The sequence below is a fragment of the Hymenobacter monticola genome (assembly GCF_022811645.1).
GTDB lineage: Bacteria > Bacteroidota > Bacteroidia > Cytophagales > Hymenobacteraceae > Hymenobacter > Hymenobacter monticola.
In genome coordinates this window covers 1,040,062-1,059,043 of sequence record NZ_CP094534.1, presented here as the reverse complement: position 1 = coordinate 1,059,043, position 18,982 = coordinate 1,040,062, and the positions used below count along the sequence as shown (strand labels likewise).

Sequence of the window (18,982 nt, the reverse complement as noted above, 5' to 3'; positions counted from 1 at the left end):
GTTTTATAACTACTAATCACTGAGCATTAATCGTTAATCATTGCTTACAGCGTATTGTTCAGCAACGGCAGCTTCAGCAGTTTCTCCAGGTACGGCTGTGGCACGGTGCGGCGTAGCAAGGTGTCGGTGTGGCGCAGGTGGTGGGTGTCGGTGCCCACAAAATCAACCAAACCGCCATCAATGAGTTGCTCAGCTACTTTCTTGGCGCCCGGCGAGTAATAGCCGGCCAAAGAGTTTAGATTCACTTGCAGCAGCACGTCGTAGTCGCGCCGCATCTTCTCAATCTCGGCGAAGCGGCCGTACAAGTACGTGTAGCGCTCGGGGTGGGCCAGCACCGGCCGGTAGCCCTGCGATTTCATCTCGAAAATGATTTCGTACAGGTTGAGCGGCTCGTTCATGTACGACGTTTCGAACAGCAGATACCGCTTCTCGCCGCCGAAGGTGAGCATTTCGGTGCCATCGGCCAGCTTGCGGCCCAGAAACTCATCCAGGTAATACTCGGCCGCACAACTCAGCTCCACGTCGGTGAGGCCAGCGGCCGTGGCGGCCTCGCGCATGAGCTGCAAGGCCGCCCGGATGCCCTCCGGCGTGTTCTTGTAGAAGTCGCCCATGATGTGGGGCGTCATCACCAGCTTGCGGTAGCCCAGGGCGCGCAGGGCCCGCAGCAAATCCAGCGAGTGTTCCACCGTTTCGGCACCGTCGTCGAGGCCGGGCAGCAGGTGCGAGTGCATGTCGGCCCCCAGCGTGGCCAGGGCCGCTACGGGCGCGGCCGGCGCGGGCTCGGGCGCCGCCCCGCCAAAAAGCTTTTGCCAGAACGAAGCCATGGTGTGTACCGGGCGTTAGGTGAAAAACTTCTTCAGCTTCTGGCCAAAGGTCAGGGGACGGCTCGACGGCTCCTCGTAGTAGCCTTGGCCGTAGCCGCCGTAGTTGCCGTAGCCATACCCGTACCCGTAGCCATATCCATACCCATACCCAGCTCCCGACGGCGCGTCGTTGAGGATGGTGCACATGGTGGTGAAGTTGTTGCTGCGCATGAGCCGGTTCATGTTTTTGATGAAGGCTTTGCGCGAGTAGTCGGCCCGCACGATGTAGAGCGGGATGTCGGCCTTGCGCATAATCAGGATGCCGTCCGTGACGAGGCCCACCGGCGGGGTGTCAATCAAAATCACGTCGTAGCTGCGGTACAGCTCCTCAATCATGGCATCGAACCGGTCGCTCAGAATCAGCTCCGACGGGTTGGGCGGCGTGGGCCCGGCCGAAATGAACTGCAGCGACTCGATGCTGGTCTGCTGAATGCATTCCTGCACCGAGTGACGCTCGATGAGGATGGTGCTCACGCCCCGCGTGTTTTCGGTGCCAAAGGCCAGGTTCACCTTGGGCTTGCGCATATCCAGGTCAAGAATAATCACCCGCTGCCCCGACAAAGCAATGATGCCCGCCATGTTTACCGTCACGAAGGTTTTGCCTTCGCCCGAGATGGTCGACGTCACCGAAATCAAGCGTTTCTTCTTCGAAGAGCTGATAAAATCCAGGTTCGTGCGGATGGAGCGGATGGCTTCGGAAATGGCCGATTTGGGGTTTTTATCCACCACCAAGCGCGAAATCTCCATCTTTTCCTTGTCGTAGGTCGGGATGATGCCCAGCACCGAGGCCTTGGTGCTGCGCTCCAGCTCCCGCACCGTCGTGATGGTGTTGTGCATGAAGTAGCGCACCGCAATCAGGCCCAGGCCCAGCAGCAGGCCGCCCGCCAGCCCAATGGCGTAGGCCAAGAGCTTGTTGGGGAAAATGGGCGCCGTTGGCAGCGAAGCCGGCGACAGTACCGTGAAGTCGGCAATGTTGCCGGCCTTCTGAATCTCAAATTCAATTTTTCGCTGGAACAAGTCCTGGTATTGCTTGCGGTACTGCTCCACCGGGCCGCGCAGGCGGTCCAGCTCAGTGGCTTGGCGTGGCTTGCCCTCCAACTCCGCATTGAGCTTGCTGCTCTGCTGGTCCAGTAGCCCCATCTGGCGCCGCAGCAGCTTCTCGTCCTGCAGCAGCGCGCGCCGGATTTTGTTGCGCGTAAATTCCAGGTTGGCAATGCGCACCTGCACCCCCTCAGTTTTGTCGGTGCTGGAGCGGCGCAGCCGGCGCAGCTGCCACTGCTGGTCGTTCAGCTCGTTGAGCCCAGAGGCGAGCTGTGGGTCTTCGAGGCCCGTAATGGCGGGAATGCTTTGCTCTACCCGCTCGTCCTCCGAGGAGGTGATGCTTTCCTCTTTGATGAGCCGGCTGAGCTCAGCTAGCAGGCCGAGTTTCTCGTTCAGCGCTGCGCGGTCCAGCTCCAGCTTTTCCAGTCGGGTGGTCAGGGCGCCGGCTTCGGCATTGGCATCGTACGTTCTGCTTCGTTCGATGTAGGCTTGCAGCCGTGCCTGGGCCTCCTGCAGCTGCTGCTTGGTATCGTTGAGGGTTTTGTCCAGAAACTTGGTTTGCAAATCCACCGACAGCGCTTTCTGGGCCAGTTTCGCCTCCTTGTACACCGTGTCAATCTTGTTGACAATGCTCCGGGCCTTGGCGGGTGTAAAATCCTTAAATGAAATCCCGATGGTATTGGCGTCGGGGTTCACAATTTCCACAGCCAGGTTCTTGTCCAGGTAGGCGTTCACGGCCTGCCCGTCCTGGACGGTGAAGTGAAAATCCTGCTCCAAGGCGGCCTGGGTCAGCCGGGGCGTGCCGTCTATCTGCAGCTGAATGCCGGGCAGGTTGATGGGCTGGCCCAGGGCATACTCACCGCCCAGCGTGTTTCCCTGGTTTATAAACTCCAGCTTAAAGCGCTGCAGGCTGGAGAATTTCAGGCTGAATTTTCGATTGTAGAGCGAAGGGTCGCTGATGGTGTATTTGACGTGGAAGGGCGATGTGCCATAGAGCTCCGATTCGAGCACGGTGCCCTGCACGTAGTAGTTCACGTCGAGGGCCAGGGAGTCCTTGAGGCGCTGATAGATGACGTCGGACTTGATTAACTCCACCTCGCCGGCCAGCTTGCCGCCCCGGCCTTTGTCGGCTGCCGGGCCTATTTGCGCGGCAATGCCTAGGTCGGCGGCCTGCGCCCGCTCGTCAATTTTTAGCAGTGACGCCGATTGGTACACCGGCTTGGTGTAGCGCAGGTACAGCCACGAGGCCGTTACGCCCAGTACGATGAGCAGCAGCGTCCACAGCAGGCTGCGGCGCGCCACCAGCACCAGTGTGGTTATGTCCAGGCCGGCCGAGTCGTCATCCTCGGCGCCGGGGTCGTTGGGAAGTAGGGCCGGCGGAGCTGTGCCCCCCCCCGCCGCATTGCGGATGAGTTGTTCGAGCTCGAGGTTTTCGTTAATAGCCATTGCACTAATAATTGCCAGGTTTGCCGCTCCCAAAGGTGAACTGTGTGCGCTGAAGCCGCGAAGCGGTTAGCGCCGAACCTGAGAGATAATAAAGAATGTAGAAGTCAACACCAAACTGGCCAAGCTGAGAATTGGCGAGGCATCGCTCAGCGCGTCGAGGAAGGGGCGGCGGATGGGCTCCACATAAATCACGTCGTTGGGCTCGATTTGCAGGCTGGCCCGCCGCATTCCATCAAACGTCGATAAGTCGATTTGCTGCACCCGTGGGTTCTTCAAATCGCCCCGGATAATGCGGATATTGTCGGCCCGGCCGCCGTTGCGGTAAAGGCCCGCGCCGCCGCCGCCCTGCCCGTCGATGCCGCCCGCCAGGGCCAGCACTTCCAGCAGGTTCATGTTGTCGTTGGTGAGGGAAATGACCTGGCCACCCACCGCGCCCAGCACAATCACGCGGTTATTGGTCACGCGCGTGGTCACGAAGGGCTGAACGTAGTACTCCTGGTAGCGGGTGGCCAACAGGCTGTCGGCCTGCAGCAACGATAGCCCGCTGATGCGGATGCGGCCCACCATGGGCAGCACCACGGCGCCATCGGCCTGCACCAAGAACTCCGAGCCCCCGGACCCCGAACCAGAACCCGCACCACGCGCGGGCTGGGCGCTGCGCCCGCCACCGCCCACCACGCTGCCCCGGCTGGGCAGCGAGCCCGACGGCGAACCAAATTGCAGCTCTCCGTTGGGGTCCAGAATCCGTTCGCCGCGGTTGGTGTTCACCCGCACTTCCAGAAAGTCGTTGGGCTGAATGACATAATTGCGCTCGGTGCGGTTCACGGCAATGCGCAGCTTGGTGCTGTCGAGCTGGCGGCCTTGGCTGTCGGTGAGGCGGAAAAGCGTCCGCTTCTGATAGTATTTCGTGGAAACGCACGACGAAAAAAACAGCAGAGCGGGCAAGGCCAGCAGCCGCAGCCGCCCCAGGCGGCGAAGAGAAAAAGACGGCATGAAGGCCAAGGAGTGCAGAATCAAAGAAAAAAATCCGGAAATTCCCGCAGCTATCGGCGGCGGGTTCCCCCCAAAAAGCCTCAAAAGTAACGCTTTTGCCGCGCCCGTTCAACATCTGGCCCCGGCGCGCGGCCCCGGCTCCGCCGTTGCCAACGCCGAAACGCGTACTTTCGTGTAGCCAAAACGAACAGTTGTTCGCTTCGGAAAATACTTTCTCACGTACTCACAATTCCCACCAACCGCTCTTACTTCCATGGAAGCCGTAGCCACCGAAAACCAAACCATGATTGCGCAGATGGTGCGCGACTTTGGCGCCCAGCACATCAAGCCCCACATGATGAAGTGGGATGAAAGCCAGGAATTTCCCGTTGATGTTTTTCACAAGCTCGGCGAACTCGGCCTGATGGGCGTGCTGGTGCCCCAGGAGTACGGCGGCGCCGGTTTTGGCTACATGGAGTACGTCACAGCCATTGCCGAACTCTCCAAAATTGACGGCAGCATTGGCCTGAGTATGGCCGCCCACAACTCGCTCTGCACTGGCCACATTCTGCAGCACGCCTCCGAGGAGCAGAAGCACAAGTACCTGCCCAGGCTGGCCAGCGGCGAGTGGATTGGCGCCTGGGGCCTCACCGAGCCTAACACAGGCTCCGACGCCGGCAACATGCGCACTACGGCCGTGCTTGACGAGAGCGGCGAAAATTATATTCTCAACGGCGCTAAAAATTTCATTACCCACGGCAAAACCGGCAACGTGGCCGTCGTCATCGCCCGCACCGGCGAAGTAGGCGACTCGCACGGCATGACGGCCTTCATCATCGAGCGGGGCACGCCCGGCTTTGCCGCCGGCCGCAAGGAAGACAAGCTGGGCATGCGCGCCTCCGAAACCACCGAACTGATTTTTACCGATTGCAAAGTGCCCGTGGGCAACGTGATTGGCAAGGTGGGCGACGGCTTCGTGCAAAGCCTGAAGGTGCTCGACGGCGGCCGTATCAGCATTGCGGCGCTGAGCCTGGGCATTGCGCAGGGCGCCTACGAAGCGGCTTTGCAGTACAGCAAGGAGCGTCACCAGTTCAACCAGCCCATCAGCAACTTTCAGGGCATTGCCTTCAAGCTGGCCGACATGGCCACCGAGATTGAAGCCGCCAGCCTGCTCACCTACCGCGCCGCCGCGATGAAAGACGCCGGCCAGAACGTGAACCGCGAGTCGGCTATGGCCAAGCTCTACGCATCCGAAGTGTGCGTGCGCACGGCCAACGAAGGAGTGCAGATTTTTGGCGGCTACGGCTATACCAAAGACTACCCCGCCGAAAAGTATTACCGCGACTCCAAGCTCTGCACCATTGGCGAGGGCACCAGCGAAATCCAGAAGCTGGTCATTGCCCGGGTGCTGCTGAAGTAGCGCAACAGAGCTGCTGCGCTAAGCACATAGTATCCTGGCCCATACAGCTATTACCCCTCGCTAGTGCCCGCTCTCAATACATTTAAGAGTGGGTAACTGGCGAGGGATAACAGCTGTGTGGAGGTTAGTAATTTGTCGACTCAATAGGTGAATTGTCTATTTGAGGCAGATTGGTATCCGCAATGAGATACAATGGGCGACGCCGAACGTTGGCGCTCAGGCGGGAAACGTATTCACCAATTATGCCTACGGCTACGAGCTGCACGCCGCCCAAGAACAGTATGCTAATCATCAGTGATGGCCAGCCCGGCTGGTAGTCGTGCAGGATGAATTTTGAATATAGCGTGTACAGCATCACAAAAAAAGCAATGATGGAAACGCCAAACCCCATGAGCGTGGCCGCTTTCAAAGGCGCATCGGAAAAAGCCGTGATGCCATCAAGCGCCAAGCGTATCATTTTGCGATAGGTATAGCCAGTTTCGCCGCCTGCCCGTTCCGAGCGGTCGTATTCCACAAATGTTTGGCGGTAGCCAATCCACGAAATCTGGCCTCTTAAGAACTTGTTTTGTTCGGGCATCTGCCGCAATGCTTCCACAACTTTCCGAGAGATGATGCGAAAGTCACCGGTATCGACCGGAATTTCGATGTTGGTGATGCGGGCTAGTATCCGATAAAACAACTTTGCGGTGAATTTTTTGGCGACGCTTTCGCCTTCGCGCGAGCGACGCTTAGCGTACACTACCTCGTAGCCTTCCTTCAACTTGTGGTATAAAGGCACAATCAGTTCCGGAGGGTCCTGTAAGTCGGCATCGATGATGACCACGGCTTTGCCGCGAGCCAAATCAAGGCCGGCAGACACAGCAATCTGGTGGCCAAAGTTGCGGCTTAAATCTATGTAGCGCACCATGGGGTCGGCATCGGCCAGACTACGAACCAAGAACAACGAGTTGTCTTTGGAGCCATCGTTTACAAACACAAACTCGAAGCCATTCGGCAGAGCAAGCCCTTGCATAACGGTTGACAGCCTGCTATGCAGCATATTAATATTGGAGCCTTCGTTATAAATGGGTATAATGACAGATATATCAGGGGTCATAAGCAGAAGCTGTTTGTGTGTTTCAGGCCAAACAATATACGACACCAAATGTAGCACCTGCAGCCCTTAACTTGCGCCTTGAAGGTGGTGGAAAAAGCATAGCACGCAGCTACTTTTGCTGTGATGAAAGAACTGCTACGCACTAAGACATTCTTAGTTTGGATATTGCCAGCATTGCTAATTGGACTGACTGGTATATTATTTGGATATTATTATGAGTCAAACGACGACGTAGCTATTACGCAAGTTATGCGTGGGCAAGCCGCGCCCGGCCCGGTAGGGAATCTGCATTTGTATTTCCACGGGTTGTCGTTTTTGCTAGCTGCTTTGTATAAAATAGCGCCGTTGGTGCCGTGGTTTGGCATTACACTTTACCTGTTGCTCTACAGCAGCCTAGTCTTGTTGTACCACGTCTTGTTCGAGGTGCTTCAACCCAGGATGTCGGCCTTGGCCATGGGGAGCTGTTTTGCTTTGCTCTACTGGTTTGCCTGGCAAGAAACGGCGTTGCTGATGAACTTCACCCGCCTGCCCGTATTGCTGGTGGGAAGCGGAGTGCTCTTTGCAGCCCATCGGGGGGGGAAATGGTCGGCTTTGGGTATCGGCATGGTGGCAGTGGTGTTGGGATGGTGTATTCGGCCGAGTGCCGGCATTTTAGGGCTGGTAGCAGCCATTCCGGGGGCTTGGTGGCTAAGCCGATTCCGGGCCGTTGTGCCTGTGCTCAGCGCAGGGGGGCTGATGGTGATGGGCAGCGTCCTGATTTCTTCTTCGTACACGCCGGTGGAAAAGACCTATCGCCGCCTGGACGTGTGGAAGGCTAGCTACTCTGACTTTTTGCTGTACCAGACCAAGCCAGTTACCAAAGCCGATAGTTTAGGCATTCTGTCGGTGCAACACTGGTCTTTGGGCGATTCAACGGTGGTGAATGAGCAGCTGTTTCAGCGAGTTTTTCATTTTGACCAGGATATATTTGTCCGGCAAACCATTCTGCACAAAGCATTTGCATCATTCTACGTATTACGGGACTATTATGCCTTATTGGTTCTGTTCCCCATGGCCGTCGGCCTGTGGTTGAGTTGGAATAAGAAGTGGCTTCAAAACTGGGAGTTTTGGCTGGCCCAAATTGCCTTTACCGCGTTGTTGCTGGTCTTGACCATTGCCATGAAACTGCCCTTGCGCGTGGCATCGCCGCTTTTGAGCGTATGGACCGCGGGCATCGTTATCTACATAGCCCAGAGAAGTCTTGGGCCGTTGCGGCTCCCTGCTGTGTGGCGGTGGGCGCTCTATGCGATACTGCCTTTGTTTAGTTACAAGCTGTGGCGCGACAGCCGGGAGTATAAGCTCAGCCAAGCACAGAACGAAGCGTACCTGAAACAAATCTACGCGTTGGCCCAGCATAAGACACTGGTATCGGCAGGGGTGGAGTGGGCATATGAAATGCTCTCTCCCTTCACCACTTACGAACTATCCGACAAACCCGTGGTCACGCTGATGAGTTGGCTAACGCTGGAACCCTCACTGGTAGAGTTGCGGAATCAACTCACGGGCACTCGCGATTTTGAAGAAAGCTTAAAGCGCCTAGCCGTCAAGCCCGGTGTGATTTGGATAATTCGGGACGAATACGCCGCTTATCTGCGTCGGTACACGCACATGCACCGTCCTCAGTCGTCGGTTGTTTTGGAGCCTACTTTACAAAGAGTCATCGCGGCAAACCCTGAGTTTGCCCGCGTGTATACGGTACGGCTGCGTCCACGTCAACCGGAAAAGCAGGTGGTTAAAGCAAACAACACAGCGGATTTGTCCGATGAGAAGTCAACTCACGCGCAATAATTGAAGCGAAACGCTTGATTGGAAAGCGAACAGTTGCTATCTTTGCGGCCCGGTTTACGCCGCCCTCTTCTGAAAACTCCCCTCATTCCCTGATATGATTATCGTTCAAATCAAAGACAACGAATCGGTTGACCGCGCTCTGAAGCGCTTCAAAAAGAAATTTGAGCGCACCGGCGTGCTGAAAGAGCTGCGTCGTCGCACGTTCTTCCAGAAGCCCAGCATCACGCAGCGCAAGATGAAGCAGAAGGCAGTGTACAAGCTGGCCACCTACGGCCAGCCCGGCGAATAGCCCGCTGCTGTAGGCTTCGGTTAGCTTTGTTAAAAACCGGCTGGACTGCTCTATTGGGCAGTCCAGCCGGTTTTTTCGCGTCCGTATAGTAACGGTTAGTTGTTAGAAAATAAAATAGTGCTACATTGGATGCCCGGCCCAACGCCGGGCATTTTTGCTGTTGGTATGGATGCTTTCCTCGATTTTTTGCGCTTTGAGAAGCGCTACAGTGCCCACACGCTCACCTCGTACCAAACCGACCTCGGCCAGTTTGCCGCTTACCTGAAATCGGCCTACGAGCTGGCTGACCCCGCCCAAGCCACGCACCCGCTCATCCGCGGCTGGGTGGTGGAGTTGATGCAGCAGGACCTGGACCCGCGCACCGTGAACCGCAAAGTGGCCTGCCTGCGCTCCTACTACAAGTTCCTGCTGCGCGCCGGCACCATTGCCAGCAACCCCATGCTGCGCATCAAGGCGCCGAAAATGGCCAAGAAGCTGCCCGAGTTCGTGCCCGAAGAAGCCTTGAACGGCTTGCTCAACACCTTCGAGTTCAGCGACGACTTTGTGGGCCAGCGCGACCAGATGGTGCTGGAAATGCTCTACGGCACCGGTATTCGCTTGTCGGAGCTCATTGGCATTCACCCCGACGACGTGAGCCTGGGCGCGGGCACGGTGCGCGTCACGGGCAAGGGCAACAAGCAGCGCATTGTGCCGCTGAACCCCACGCTGAAGCTGGTGATTGAGAAATACCAGGCCCGGCGGGCACACGAGTTTGGGGCCATCGGTGGGCCGCTGCTGCTCACCGACAAGGGCGAGCCCATGTACGAAAAGCTGGTGTACCGGACCGTGAAGAAGTATTTGAGCCAGATTACGACGTCCAGCGCGCAGCAGCATCCACACGCGTTGCGGCACGCGTTTGCCACGCATTTGCTGGGCAAGGGGGCCGACCTCAATTCCATTAAGGAGCTGCTGGGGCACGCCAGCCTGGCCGCCACGCAGGTGTACACCCACCTGTCCGTCGACCGCCTGAAATCCGTATTTGAACAGGCCCATCCCCGGGCCTGAGTTTACCACACCCTTTTTACCTCTTAATCAACTTCTTTATGAAAGTTCAGATGCATTCGGTGCACTTCGACGCCGACAAGAAATTGCTTGACTTCGTACAGCAACGCCTCAACAAGCTGGAAACTTTTTATGATAAGTTCACCGATGGTGAGGTAATCATGCGCCTCAACAACAAAGACGGGATTGACAACAAAACGGTCGAAATAAAGCTCTTCGTGCCGGGCTCTACCTTGTTCAGCGCCGAAGACGCCGCTTCCTTCGAAGCCGCCGCGGATGCCGCCACCGAAAGCCTGCGCCGCCAGATTACGCGGTACAAAGAGAAGACGATGAGCCACTAGGTTTTAGTGGTTAGTGATTAACGGTTAGTATTGCCGCCTGTTTCCAAACAAAAGCCCCGCCTGCAAATACAGGTGGGGCTTTTTGCTGAATGGTGATAATGACGTCAGCAACTAACCGCTAACCACTCATCACTGATTACAGACCAAACTCGGCCTTAATCTGCGGCACGTAGTCGAGCTTTTCCCAGGTGAAGGTTTCGAAGGTTTTGGTTTCGCCGTCGGGCATCACCACGTTCACGGTGCCGGGCGGGCGGCCCATGTGGCCGTAAGCGGCCGTTTGGGCGAAAATGGGGTTTTGCAGGCCGAAGCGCTTTACGATGGCGTAGGGGCGCAGGTCGAACAGCTTCTGCACCTTCTCAGCCACTTCGCCGTCGGTCAGGGGCTGGCCGCTGCCGTTTTTTGCCTTGATGGTGCCGTAGGTGGTGACGAACACGCCCACCGGCTGGGCCACGCCGATGGCGTAGGCCACTTGTACCAAGGCCTGGTCGGCCACGCCGGCGGCCACCAGGTTTTTGGCGATGTGGCGGGCGGCATAAGCCGCCGAGCGGTCCACTTTCGAGGAGTCTTTGCCTGAGAAGGCACCGCCGCCGTGGGCGCCCTTGCCGCCGTAGGTGTCCACGATGATTTTGCGGCCGGTGAGGCCGGAGTCGCCGTGGGGGCCGCCAATCACGAACTTGCCCGTGGGGTTGATGTGGTAGGTAATCTCGTCCGTGAACAGGGCCTGCACGTCAACGCTCAGGCCGGCTTTCACGCGCGGGATGAGGATGCTGAGCACGTCGGCCTTGATTTTCTCGAGCATTTTTTCTTCCGAAGCATCAAACTCGTCGTGCTGGGTGCTGATGACGATGGTGTCGATGGCCTCGGGCTTGTGGTCGTCGGAGTAGCGAATGGTGACCTGGCTTTTGGCGTCGGGGCGCAGGTAGGGCATGTCGCTCTTCTCGCGCCGGATGGCGGCCAGTTCCTGCAACAGGCGGTGCGAGAGGTCGAGGGCCAGGGGCATGTAATTGGCCGTTTCGTGGCTGGCGTAGCCAAACATCATGCCCTGGTCGCCGGCGCCTTGGTCTTCATCCTTGGCACGCTCCACGCCCTGGTTGATGTCGGGCGACTGCTCGTGCAGGCGGTTCATCACCTCGCAGGTGTCGGCGTTGAAGAGGTATTCGGGCTTGTCGTAGCCGATGCGGCGGATGGTGGCGCGCACGATGGGCTCGGCATCAACGTGGGCTTTGGACTTGATTTCGCCGGCTACAAGGGCAAAATCAGTAGTCACAAGCGTTTCGCAGGCTACTTTAGAAGTGGGGTCCTGACGCAAATACTCATCGAGAATGGCGTCGGAAATCTGGTCGGCAACTTTATCGGGATGGCCTTCCGAAACCGATTCGGAAGTAAACAGATAGGGCATTGAGTGCGCGAAAAGAGCAAAAAGAAAAGAAAGGCGCCCGCCCAGCCAGATAGACGGCGGGCGGGCGCTGGGCAAAAGTACGAAACTTCGGGGTATTGCCCGCAGCCCGAAATGGTGGCGAGTGCCGGGCGGACTCCTACAACTGCGCCAGCCGGCCGCCATCGACAGCCAGGGTGGTGCCGTGCACGAAGCTGGCGTCATCGGAGGCCAAGAAGGCGATGGCCGCGGCCAACTCGTCGGGGCGGCCCACGGTGGCTTTGTCGATTTTCTCCTTGCCGCTTTTCACGTTGGGGTTGCTCCACAGCATGGGCGTGTCGACGGCGCCGGGCGCCACGGCGTTGATGCGGGTTTGGCGGAAGTTCAACTCCAGGCTCATGCCCCGCACAAACGCTTCCATGCCGCCCTTACTGGTGGCGTAGGGCACTACGTTGGCCGTGGTCTGGTGAGCGTGGACCGAGCTCACGGCCACAATGGCGCTGCCTTTGGGCATGTGCGGCAGACAGAGCTGGGTGAGCTGGGCCAAGGAGCGCAGGTTCACTCGCATGAGCATGTCCCACTGGTCGAGGTCCAGCTTCACCAGCGGGTCGAAGGTCATCATGGCCGCGTCGCACACCAGCACGTCAATGCGGTCGAATTTGGCCAGCACCTTCTGCACGGTGGCTTCAATGGCCTTGGGCTTGGCCAAATCGCAGGCCATGAACACGGCGTTGCCGCCAGCTTCGGTGATGAGGCGCACCGTTTCTGCCCCGTCGGCTTTGTCGCGGCCCAGGGCAACCACCTGGCCACCTTCGGCCCCCAGGCGCAGGCAGGCCGCCTGGCCAATGCCCGAGGTGCCGCCCGTGACCAGGCATATTTTGTTGGTAAAACGCATAGCAAACAAGCAGCTTAACGAAGTCCACCAGCCGGCGGAATGGCTGTTTGTACGGACTGCTGGCCAAGGGGGCTGCGCTGCTGAGAAAAAAGCCACGCCCGCCACCACAGAGCCCGGGCGGCAACTAAGACACAACCGCGACCGGCGCCACTTTGGTGCACACCAGCACCACGGGCCGGCTGCGCAGGTCGGTGGTCGCAAACAGGTACACGTCGCCGCCCTCCCGAATGCCGGTGCGGCGCCGGAAATCGGCCACCGAATCGGGGAAGTTGCGGGTGGTGACGTGGGCGCGAGCTTCGGGGCCGAGGTGGGCTTTGAGGGCCGCGCCGTCGGCTTTCTCCACGGCCTGCACCCGGAAGATGCGGCCCGGAAAGTCGGGCCGGAGCACATCGGACGTGTACAAGTGGCTGTGCTGGTGCAGCTTGAGTAGCTCGAACGCCGTGCCGATGCTGCGGAAAGCCCCGGCCTTGAGCACGGCCGCGTTGGGCTCGTAGAGGTACTGCTGCGCCTCGGCATAGCGCGGGGTGGCGCGGGCCTCGCGGGCGCGGTTGAGGCGGAACTCCTGCTGCGTGCCGTCGCGGCGCAGGTTCAGGGCGTAGCGTTCGGGGTCGATGGCCGGCTCCTGGCCCAACTCGTAGAGCACCTCCTTCACCTCGTTGTCGACGGCTACCACCCAAAGGCGGCGCACGTGGCCCAGGCCCTGCACGGCCTGCTCGATGTCGAGCATGGGCGAGGTTTTGAGCAGGATTTTATCGGCTTTGTGCAGCAGCAGGGGCATGAGTTTCACCACGTCGGGCTCGCAGTCGCGCAGCAGAAAAATCTTGCGCGCGGCGGTGTCGCGCCGGGCCGGGTCGAGGTAAAGCCAGTCGTAGTGTTGGGTGGTTTCCTTGAGAAAGGCCAGCGCTTCGGCGGCGTGCACGTCCACGTTGGTGAGGCCCAGCTGGCCGAAATTGTAGCGCACCACCTCGGCCAGGGCCGGGTTGCGCTCCACGTAGTCGACGTGGCTCATGCGGGCGGCAAATGCCGCCGAGTCGGCCCCGAAGCCGCCGGTGAGGTCGGCCAGGCGCTCGCCGTCCACCAGGCCGGCCTTGAAGGCGGCCGTGCGCGCCGACGATGCCTGCTCCACAGACAGCGCGGGCGGGAAAATAAGGTCGGGGTTGTCGGCCCAGTCGGGCAGCTTGGTGCGGGCTTTTTGGCGGGCCTGAATCTGGCGCACTAGCTCGGGCACTGGCAAGCCGGGGTGGCGGCGGGCCTGCAGGGCCAGGTGGGCGGGGTCGTCGTGCAGGTGCGCGGCCACGTAGCGCCGGGCTGCCTCAGGCAAGGGGTAGTCCATGAAAGGGCTTATACGGAAAAGGGACGGGTTGGAGTCGGTGGTAAGAATTGGGTAACAAGCGGCAAGCGTTTCGGGCTTCGGGGCGCAAATCGCGTTTCTGGCTACGCAATACTTACTACTCCCTAGCGCACCGCCCAGCGCAGGCCCAGCACCGGCTGGCCCGTGGGGGCCAGGCCCAGGCCCACCGCGGTGGGGCGCAGGCGGGGCCACGCGCTGCCGTGGGCCGGGCCGGCGTTGTAGGCTTCGACGGCGCGCTTCATATAGGTATTGGTGTTGCGGTTGATGAACACCGTGGCCAGCAGGCTGGTGGCAAACACGCCCAACGCCACTTTCTGCGTGTTGTTGAAATACTGCTTCTCATCGCCGGCAAATATCTGCTGGCCCCACAGGCCGAACGAACCCACGGCCACCACCCGGTCAATCAAATACACGGTTTTCTGGCGGCGGTATTGGTTGAGAAAACCGACGGCCTCGGGGTTGCCGGCCAGGTAGGGGCGCAGCTTCTGGCCGAAGAAGCCAGCCGTCTGGTATTGCTCGCCGCCCACGCCCGGCGGCAGGAAGTCGAAATTGTGCTGCGAGCCGTTGAGGCCGCGGGCGGCATCGTCGGGGTGCAGGCGGATGGTGGCGGGTGCCTGCTGCGCCTGCGCCAAGGCAAGGGCTGTAAAAATCAAGGCCGTAGCTGCCGTAGCGCGGAGGCGCAACGTTGCCGAATTCAACCCGGTAAGTTTGTGCATATAACAAAGATAGAATGCGCCCAGGGGGAGAAAACTCCGATGAGCCGCACTTTTTTGCAGTGTCACCTCAACAAACCAGCTGGCGCACACGTTCAGGCCGGGTCGGCCGGTTGTGTTTCGGACGGCTTGCCTTCCTCTTTTTAGCTCCTTTTGTTATGCAAACATTCGTCCTTTCCCGTGCACTGCGGGCGTTGGTACCCGCCACCATGTTGCTGGCCGCCTGCGGTAAATCTGACACGCCTGCGCCCACCCCCGTGCCCGACACGGGCAAGGTGACCTTCTCGAACGCGGCCGTTGCCGCCAACGCGCAGATTACCTTCTTTGGCAATGACCAGCAACTGAGCCAGCTCAACTATGGCCAGAGCGCGGGTTATTCGAATGTGAATGCCGGAAACGCCACCATTCGCGCCAACAACGGCAGCCAGGTAGTGGCCACGCAGACGCTGGCCGTCGCCAAGGACCAGAGCTATTCGGTGTTTGCTTACTCGCCCAATAATACGCTGGGCAGCCTGGCCCTGCTCTCGGTGCCCGATAATTTGGCGGCGCCGGTTGCGGGCGAGGCCAAAATCCGGATTGTGCACCTGGGCCTCAATGCCCCCAGCCCCGTGCGCCTGGCCGGGCCTTCGGTATCGCCGCCCACGCCCGGCACTCCCCTGACCGGCGACGTACCCTTTGGTGCGGCCTCCGATTTTGTGCGCCTCGCCCCCGGTCCCCTCAACCTGACCATTATCGGCGGCACCCCTGCTACCCAGCAACTTGCCGTGGGCGATGGCTCGGGCTCCGGAACGGGCAGCAAAACGTACGAAGCGGGCAAAATCTACACGGTTGTGGTGCGAGGCCTTGTGCCCACAACTGGCCAAACCGTACCGGCGGCCCAACAACTGCAGGCGGTTGTCATCCAGAACAACTAACGGCAGGCATTCTAGCCGGTTCGCCTGATTTCAGAAAAGCCCGCGCCCGCAGCGCGGGCTTTTTCGTGTGCCGCACCGCTGAACAAATCGAGTATCTTTGCAGTTGACACGCGATACACCAAATTAATCCGCATCATGGTGGAAACCACGACGAAAACGTACGTTCCGTACAAAGTAAAAGACATGAGCCTCGCCGAGTGGGGCCGCAAGGAAATCCGCCTCGCTGAAGCCGAAATGCCCGGCCTGATGTCGTTGCGGGAGGAGTTTGGCGCTTCGCAGCCTTTCAAAGGCGCGCGCATTGCCGGCTGCCTGCACATGACCATTCAAACGGCCGTGCTCATCGAAACCCTCACCGCCCTGGGCGCCGAGGTCACGTGGTCGTCGTGCAACATCTTCTCGACGCAGGACCACGCCGCCGCCGCGATTGCCGCCGCCGGCATCCCGGTGTACGCCTGGAAGGGCATGGACGAGGCTTCGTTTGACTGGTGCATCGAGCAGACGCTGTTCTTCGGCGAAGACCGCCAGCCCCTGAACATGATTCTCGACGACGGCGGCGACCTCACCAACATGGTGCTGGACCGCTACCCCGAGCTAGCCGCCGGCATCAAAGGTGTTTCGGAAGAAACTACCACTGGCGTGTTGCGTCTGTATGAGCGCGTGAAAAACGGCACCCTGCCTTTCCCCGCCATCAACGTGAACGACTCGGTGACGAAGTCGAAGTTTGATAACAAGTACGGCTGCAAAGAATCGGCCGTGGACGCCATTCGCCGGGCTACCGACGTGATGATGGCCGGCAAAGTGGCCGTGGTGGCCGGCTACGGCGACGTAGGAAAAGGCACCGCTGCCTCGCTGAGCGGCGCCGGTGCCCGCGTTATTGTCACGGAAATTGACCCCATCTGTGCCCTGCAGGCCGCCATGGACGGCTTCGAAGTGAAGAAGATGGAAAACGCCATTCCGCGCGCCGACATCGTCATCACCACCACCGGCAACTGCGACATCATCCGCGAGGAGCATTTCCGCGCCCTCAAGGACAAGGCCATTGTCTGCAACATCGGCCACTTCGACGATGAAATCGACATGGCGTGGCTAAACCAGAACTACGGCCACACCAAGGACACGGTGAAACCGCAAGTGGACCTCTACACCATCGACGGCAAAGAGGTAATCATCCTCGCCGAAGGCCGCCTTGTGAACCTGGGCTGCGCCACCGGCCACCCCTCGTTCGTGATGTCGAACTCGTTCACAAACCAGACGCTGGCCCAGCTGGAGCTGTGGCAGCGCGCTGACCAGTACGAAAACCAGGTGTACACCCTGCCCAAGCACCTCGACGAGAAGGTGGCCCGCCTGCACCTCGCCAAAATCGGCGTGGAGCTGGACGAGCTGACCAGCAAGCAGGCCGACTACATCAAAGTGCCGGTAGAAGGCCCGTTCAAGTCGGACCTGTACCGCTACTAGTAGCAAATTAGTGAAGTGAAAAGCCCCGCCTGTGCATGCAGGCGGGGCTTTTTCGTGGGTGCCGCGCAGCTATTGCCGGACGAAGCGCCGCGTGCTGGTGAGGCCGCTTTGGTCCGTCACGCGCAACAGATAAAGGGCCGGGGCCAGGCTAAGCACGGGCACCTGCGGGCTGCCGTTCAGGACGGGCAGGGCCGGAGCCGCGTAACGGGCCAGCTGGCGGCCGCTCACGTCGTAAATGGCCACTTGCTGCCAGGCTGCCTCACCGGATAGGGCCAGGGCAGTGGCCGTGGCGGGCACCACGGTGGGCGAAAGCGTCCAGGCCGGGGTTGCTGCCCGGCTAGCCAGCGCCAGCCCGACGGTGAAGCTGCCGGTGGCATTGGGCGGCCCGGGCGCCACCACAGCGGTGCCCGGGCAGTCGCTGGCCGTTTGGGCAATGTAGCTGGCAGCAGAAACGCTGTAGGTGCCGGCCGGCAACCGGCCTAGCTGCACCGTGTCGGAAGTGACGCAGGGCATGGCGATGACGACAGCCGGGTAGCACCCCCTCACCGCCAGCGCATTGCCCGAACGGGTGACGCTGTAGCTAAAGTAGCCGCCGCAACCCCCGTGGGCCACCGTGAGCACCAGCTTGAGGTTGTCGTTGGCGGACGCATTGGCCGGCAGTATTTTGTAGGCCGTGACATTTTGAGCATAAGCCTGTTGGCTCAGTAAGAGCAGCAAGAAGACGAAATGACGCATAGCAGAACGGTTGAGTTTGTATATTACCTTTCTGCTGCTGACCGCTTTGGGACGTTCGGGGTTGCTTCTCAGGCCGAAACTTTTGTGGATTCGGAGCCTGTGACGCCCAGCGCCGCCCGCACGGCCGGCGCCACCTGCGTGCCCAGCAGCTCGATGGAGCGCAGCACGCTTTGGTGCGCAATGCCCTCAATGACGAGCTGGGCCAGGAAACGGGTGTTGTTGAACAGCCGGTGCTGGTAGAGCAGCTTGTCGATGATGTCCTGCGGCGAGCCCACCAGCAGCGGGCCCTGCGGGCCGCAGAGGTAGTCGAAGTGGCGGCGGTCCATGGGCGACCAGCCCCGCTCGCGGCCGATGCGGTTCATGAGCGTGGAGTAGGGCGGGAAAAACTCGTCGCGGGCCTGCTGGGCCGTGTCGGCCACGTGCAGGTGGCAGTTGATGGCCAGCTGCAGGGCGGCCACGTCGTGCCCGGCCTTCTGGGCCGATTCGCGGTAGAGCTCGGCAAACGGCACGTACTGCGCGGGCGCCCCGCCCAAGATGGCAATGGTGAGCGGGAGCCCCAGCTGCCCGGCCCGAATGACCGAGGCCGGCGTGCCGCCCACGCCTATCCAAACCGGAATTCTGGCCTGTGCCGGGCGCGGGTACACGCCCTTGGCGTCGATGGCCGCGCGGTGCTTGCCCTTCCAGGAAACGACTTCGTTCTCATTGATTTTGAGCAACAGCTGCAGCTTTTCAATGAAAAGCGCATCGTAGTCCTTCAAATCCTGACCAAACAGCGGGAACGACTCAATGAAAGAGCCGCGGCCGGCGATAATCTCGGCCCGTCCGTTGGAAATGAGGTCCACCGTAGCAAAGTTCTGGAAGGTCCGCACCGGGTCGACGGAGCTGAGCACGGTGACGGCACTGCTGAGGCGGATGCGCTTGGTGACGGCGGCCACAGCGGCCAGAATGACTTCGGGGGCCGAGATGATAAAGTCGGGCCGGTGGTGCTCGCCGAGGGCCAGCACGTCGAGGCCCACTTCATCGGCCAGCTGGCCCATGGCCAGCAGTTCTTGCATGCGTTGGGCGGCGGCGTGGTCCTGGCCGGCCACGTGGGCGGGGGCGACCTCGCCAAATGAGCTGATTCCGATTTGCATAAGCTAGAGGGAGTAGGGGCGGGGCTTGCCCCCGCCCGTCAGTGAACGAAAATATGACAGCGGCACAGACGCCCG

The 18,982-nt window shown here is 60.0% G+C and carries 17 protein-coding genes; 7 read left to right on the top strand and 10 right to left on the bottom strand.

The features are described from left to right. Positions 1 to 44: 44 nt before the first annotated feature. The 3 genes from MTP16_RS04665 to MTP16_RS04655 form a co-directional block, all read right to left on the bottom strand. Positions 45 to 824, bottom strand: coding sequence for a tyrosine-protein phosphatase (locus MTP16_RS04665; protein ID WP_243516332.1), 780 nt, complete (start codon positions 822 to 824; stop codon positions 45 to 47). A 15-nt stretch (positions 825 to 839) separates the two neighbouring features. Then, on the bottom strand, positions 840 to 3,350 hold the full coding sequence (locus tag MTP16_RS04660) for a polysaccharide biosynthesis tyrosine autokinase (RefSeq protein ID WP_243516331.1): 2,511 nt from the start codon (positions 3,348 to 3,350) through the stop codon (positions 840 to 842). 66 nt (positions 3,351 to 3,416) lie between these two features. After that, complete coding sequence (locus tag MTP16_RS04655; RefSeq protein ID WP_243516329.1) at positions 3,417 to 4,343, bottom strand: polysaccharide biosynthesis/export family protein; 927 nt, start codon at positions 4,341 to 4,343, stop codon at positions 3,417 to 3,419. Positions 4,344 to 4,596: 253 nt separating this feature from the next. On the opposite strand from MTP16_RS04655, the gene MTP16_RS04650 reads away from it, so the two are divergent. Continuing rightward, on the top strand, positions 4,597 to 5,742 hold the full coding sequence (locus MTP16_RS04650; RefSeq protein WP_243516328.1) for an acyl-CoA dehydrogenase family protein: 1,146 nt from the start codon (positions 4,597 to 4,599) through the stop codon (positions 5,740 to 5,742). A 124-nt stretch (positions 5,743 to 5,866) separates the two neighbouring features. Here the strand turns inward: MTP16_RS04650 and MTP16_RS04645 are convergent, their stop codons facing one another. After that, positions 5,867 to 6,838: a glycosyltransferase family 2 protein gene (locus tag MTP16_RS04645; RefSeq protein ID WP_243516327.1), complete on the bottom strand. Its 972-nt coding sequence runs from the start codon at positions 6,836 to 6,838 to the stop codon at positions 5,867 to 5,869. Positions 6,839 to 6,961: 123 nt separating this feature from the next. Between MTP16_RS04645 and MTP16_RS04640 the strand changes: the two genes are divergently transcribed. The 4 genes from MTP16_RS04640 to hpf all read left to right on the top strand — a co-directional run bounded on the left by MTP16_RS04640 (position 6,962) and on the right by hpf (position 10,336). Further along, positions 6,962 to 8,665, top strand: a complete 1,704-nt coding sequence (locus MTP16_RS04640) for a hypothetical protein (RefSeq protein ID WP_243516326.1) — start codon at positions 6,962 to 6,964, stop codon at positions 8,663 to 8,665. 94 nt (positions 8,666 to 8,759) lie between these two features. Continuing rightward, on the top strand, positions 8,760 to 8,954 hold the full coding sequence (gene rpsU, locus MTP16_RS04635) for a 30S ribosomal protein S21 (RefSeq protein WP_243516325.1): 195 nt from the start codon (positions 8,760 to 8,762) through the stop codon (positions 8,952 to 8,954). Between the two features lie 165 nt (positions 8,955 to 9,119). Then, positions 9,120 to 9,998: a tyrosine-type recombinase/integrase gene (locus MTP16_RS04630; RefSeq protein ID WP_243516324.1), complete on the top strand. Its 879-nt coding sequence runs from the start codon at positions 9,120 to 9,122 to the stop codon at positions 9,996 to 9,998. 38 nt (positions 9,999 to 10,036) lie between these two features. Further along, positions 10,037 to 10,336: a ribosome hibernation-promoting factor, HPF/YfiA family gene (hpf, locus tag MTP16_RS04625; protein ID WP_243516323.1), complete on the top strand. Its 300-nt coding sequence runs from the start codon at positions 10,037 to 10,039 to the stop codon at positions 10,334 to 10,336. Positions 10,337 to 10,472: 136 nt separating this feature from the next. Here hpf and metK read toward each other — a convergent pair whose 3' ends face one another. From metK to MTP16_RS04605, 4 genes are all read right to left on the bottom strand, one after another. Then, positions 10,473 to 11,735 carry a methionine adenosyltransferase gene (metK, locus tag MTP16_RS04620; RefSeq protein WP_243516322.1) on the bottom strand — a complete coding sequence of 421 codons (1,263 nt, stop codon included), beginning with the start codon at positions 11,733 to 11,735 and terminating at the stop codon, positions 10,473 to 10,475. Between the two features lie 136 nt (positions 11,736 to 11,871). After that, positions 11,872 to 12,606 (bottom strand): SDR family NAD(P)-dependent oxidoreductase, encoded by a 735-nt coding sequence (locus tag MTP16_RS04615; RefSeq protein WP_243516321.1) that lies wholly within the window; start codon positions 12,604 to 12,606, stop codon positions 11,872 to 11,874. Between the two features lie 124 nt (positions 12,607 to 12,730). Further along, the gene (locus MTP16_RS04610; protein WP_243516319.1) at positions 12,731 to 13,939 is read right to left on the bottom strand and encodes a class I SAM-dependent methyltransferase; all 1,209 of its coding nucleotides are present in this window, start codon (positions 13,937 to 13,939) and stop codon (positions 12,731 to 12,733) included. 122 nt (positions 13,940 to 14,061) lie between these two features. After that, positions 14,062 to 14,673, bottom strand: coding sequence for a hypothetical protein (locus MTP16_RS04605; RefSeq protein WP_243516318.1), 612 nt, complete (start codon positions 14,671 to 14,673; stop codon positions 14,062 to 14,064). Between the two features lie 155 nt (positions 14,674 to 14,828). Here MTP16_RS04605 and MTP16_RS04600 point away from each other — a divergent pair, with 155 nt between their 5' ends. Continuing rightward, positions 14,829 to 15,584 carry a DUF4397 domain-containing protein gene (locus MTP16_RS04600; protein ID WP_243516316.1) on the top strand — a complete coding sequence of 252 codons (756 nt, stop codon included), beginning with the start codon at positions 14,829 to 14,831 and terminating at the stop codon, positions 15,582 to 15,584. A 135-nt stretch (positions 15,585 to 15,719) separates the two neighbouring features. Beyond that, positions 15,720 to 17,039, top strand: coding sequence for an adenosylhomocysteinase (gene ahcY / locus MTP16_RS04595; RefSeq protein ID WP_243516314.1), 1,320 nt, complete (start codon positions 15,720 to 15,722; stop codon positions 17,037 to 17,039). A gap of 69 nt (positions 17,040 to 17,108) precedes the next feature. On the opposite strand, the gene MTP16_RS04590 is transcribed toward ahcY, so the two are convergent. Together MTP16_RS04590 and MTP16_RS04585 are read right to left on the bottom strand one after the other, a co-directional pair. After that, complete coding sequence (locus tag MTP16_RS04590) at positions 17,109 to 17,774, bottom strand: T9SS type A sorting domain-containing protein (RefSeq protein ID WP_243516312.1); 666 nt, start codon at positions 17,772 to 17,774, stop codon at positions 17,109 to 17,111. A 68-nt stretch (positions 17,775 to 17,842) separates the two neighbouring features. Continuing rightward, positions 17,843 to 18,907: an LLM class flavin-dependent oxidoreductase gene (locus MTP16_RS04585; RefSeq protein ID WP_243516310.1), complete on the bottom strand. Its 1,065-nt coding sequence runs from the start codon at positions 18,905 to 18,907 to the stop codon at positions 17,843 to 17,845. Between the last annotated feature and the right edge of the window lie 75 nt (positions 18,908 to 18,982).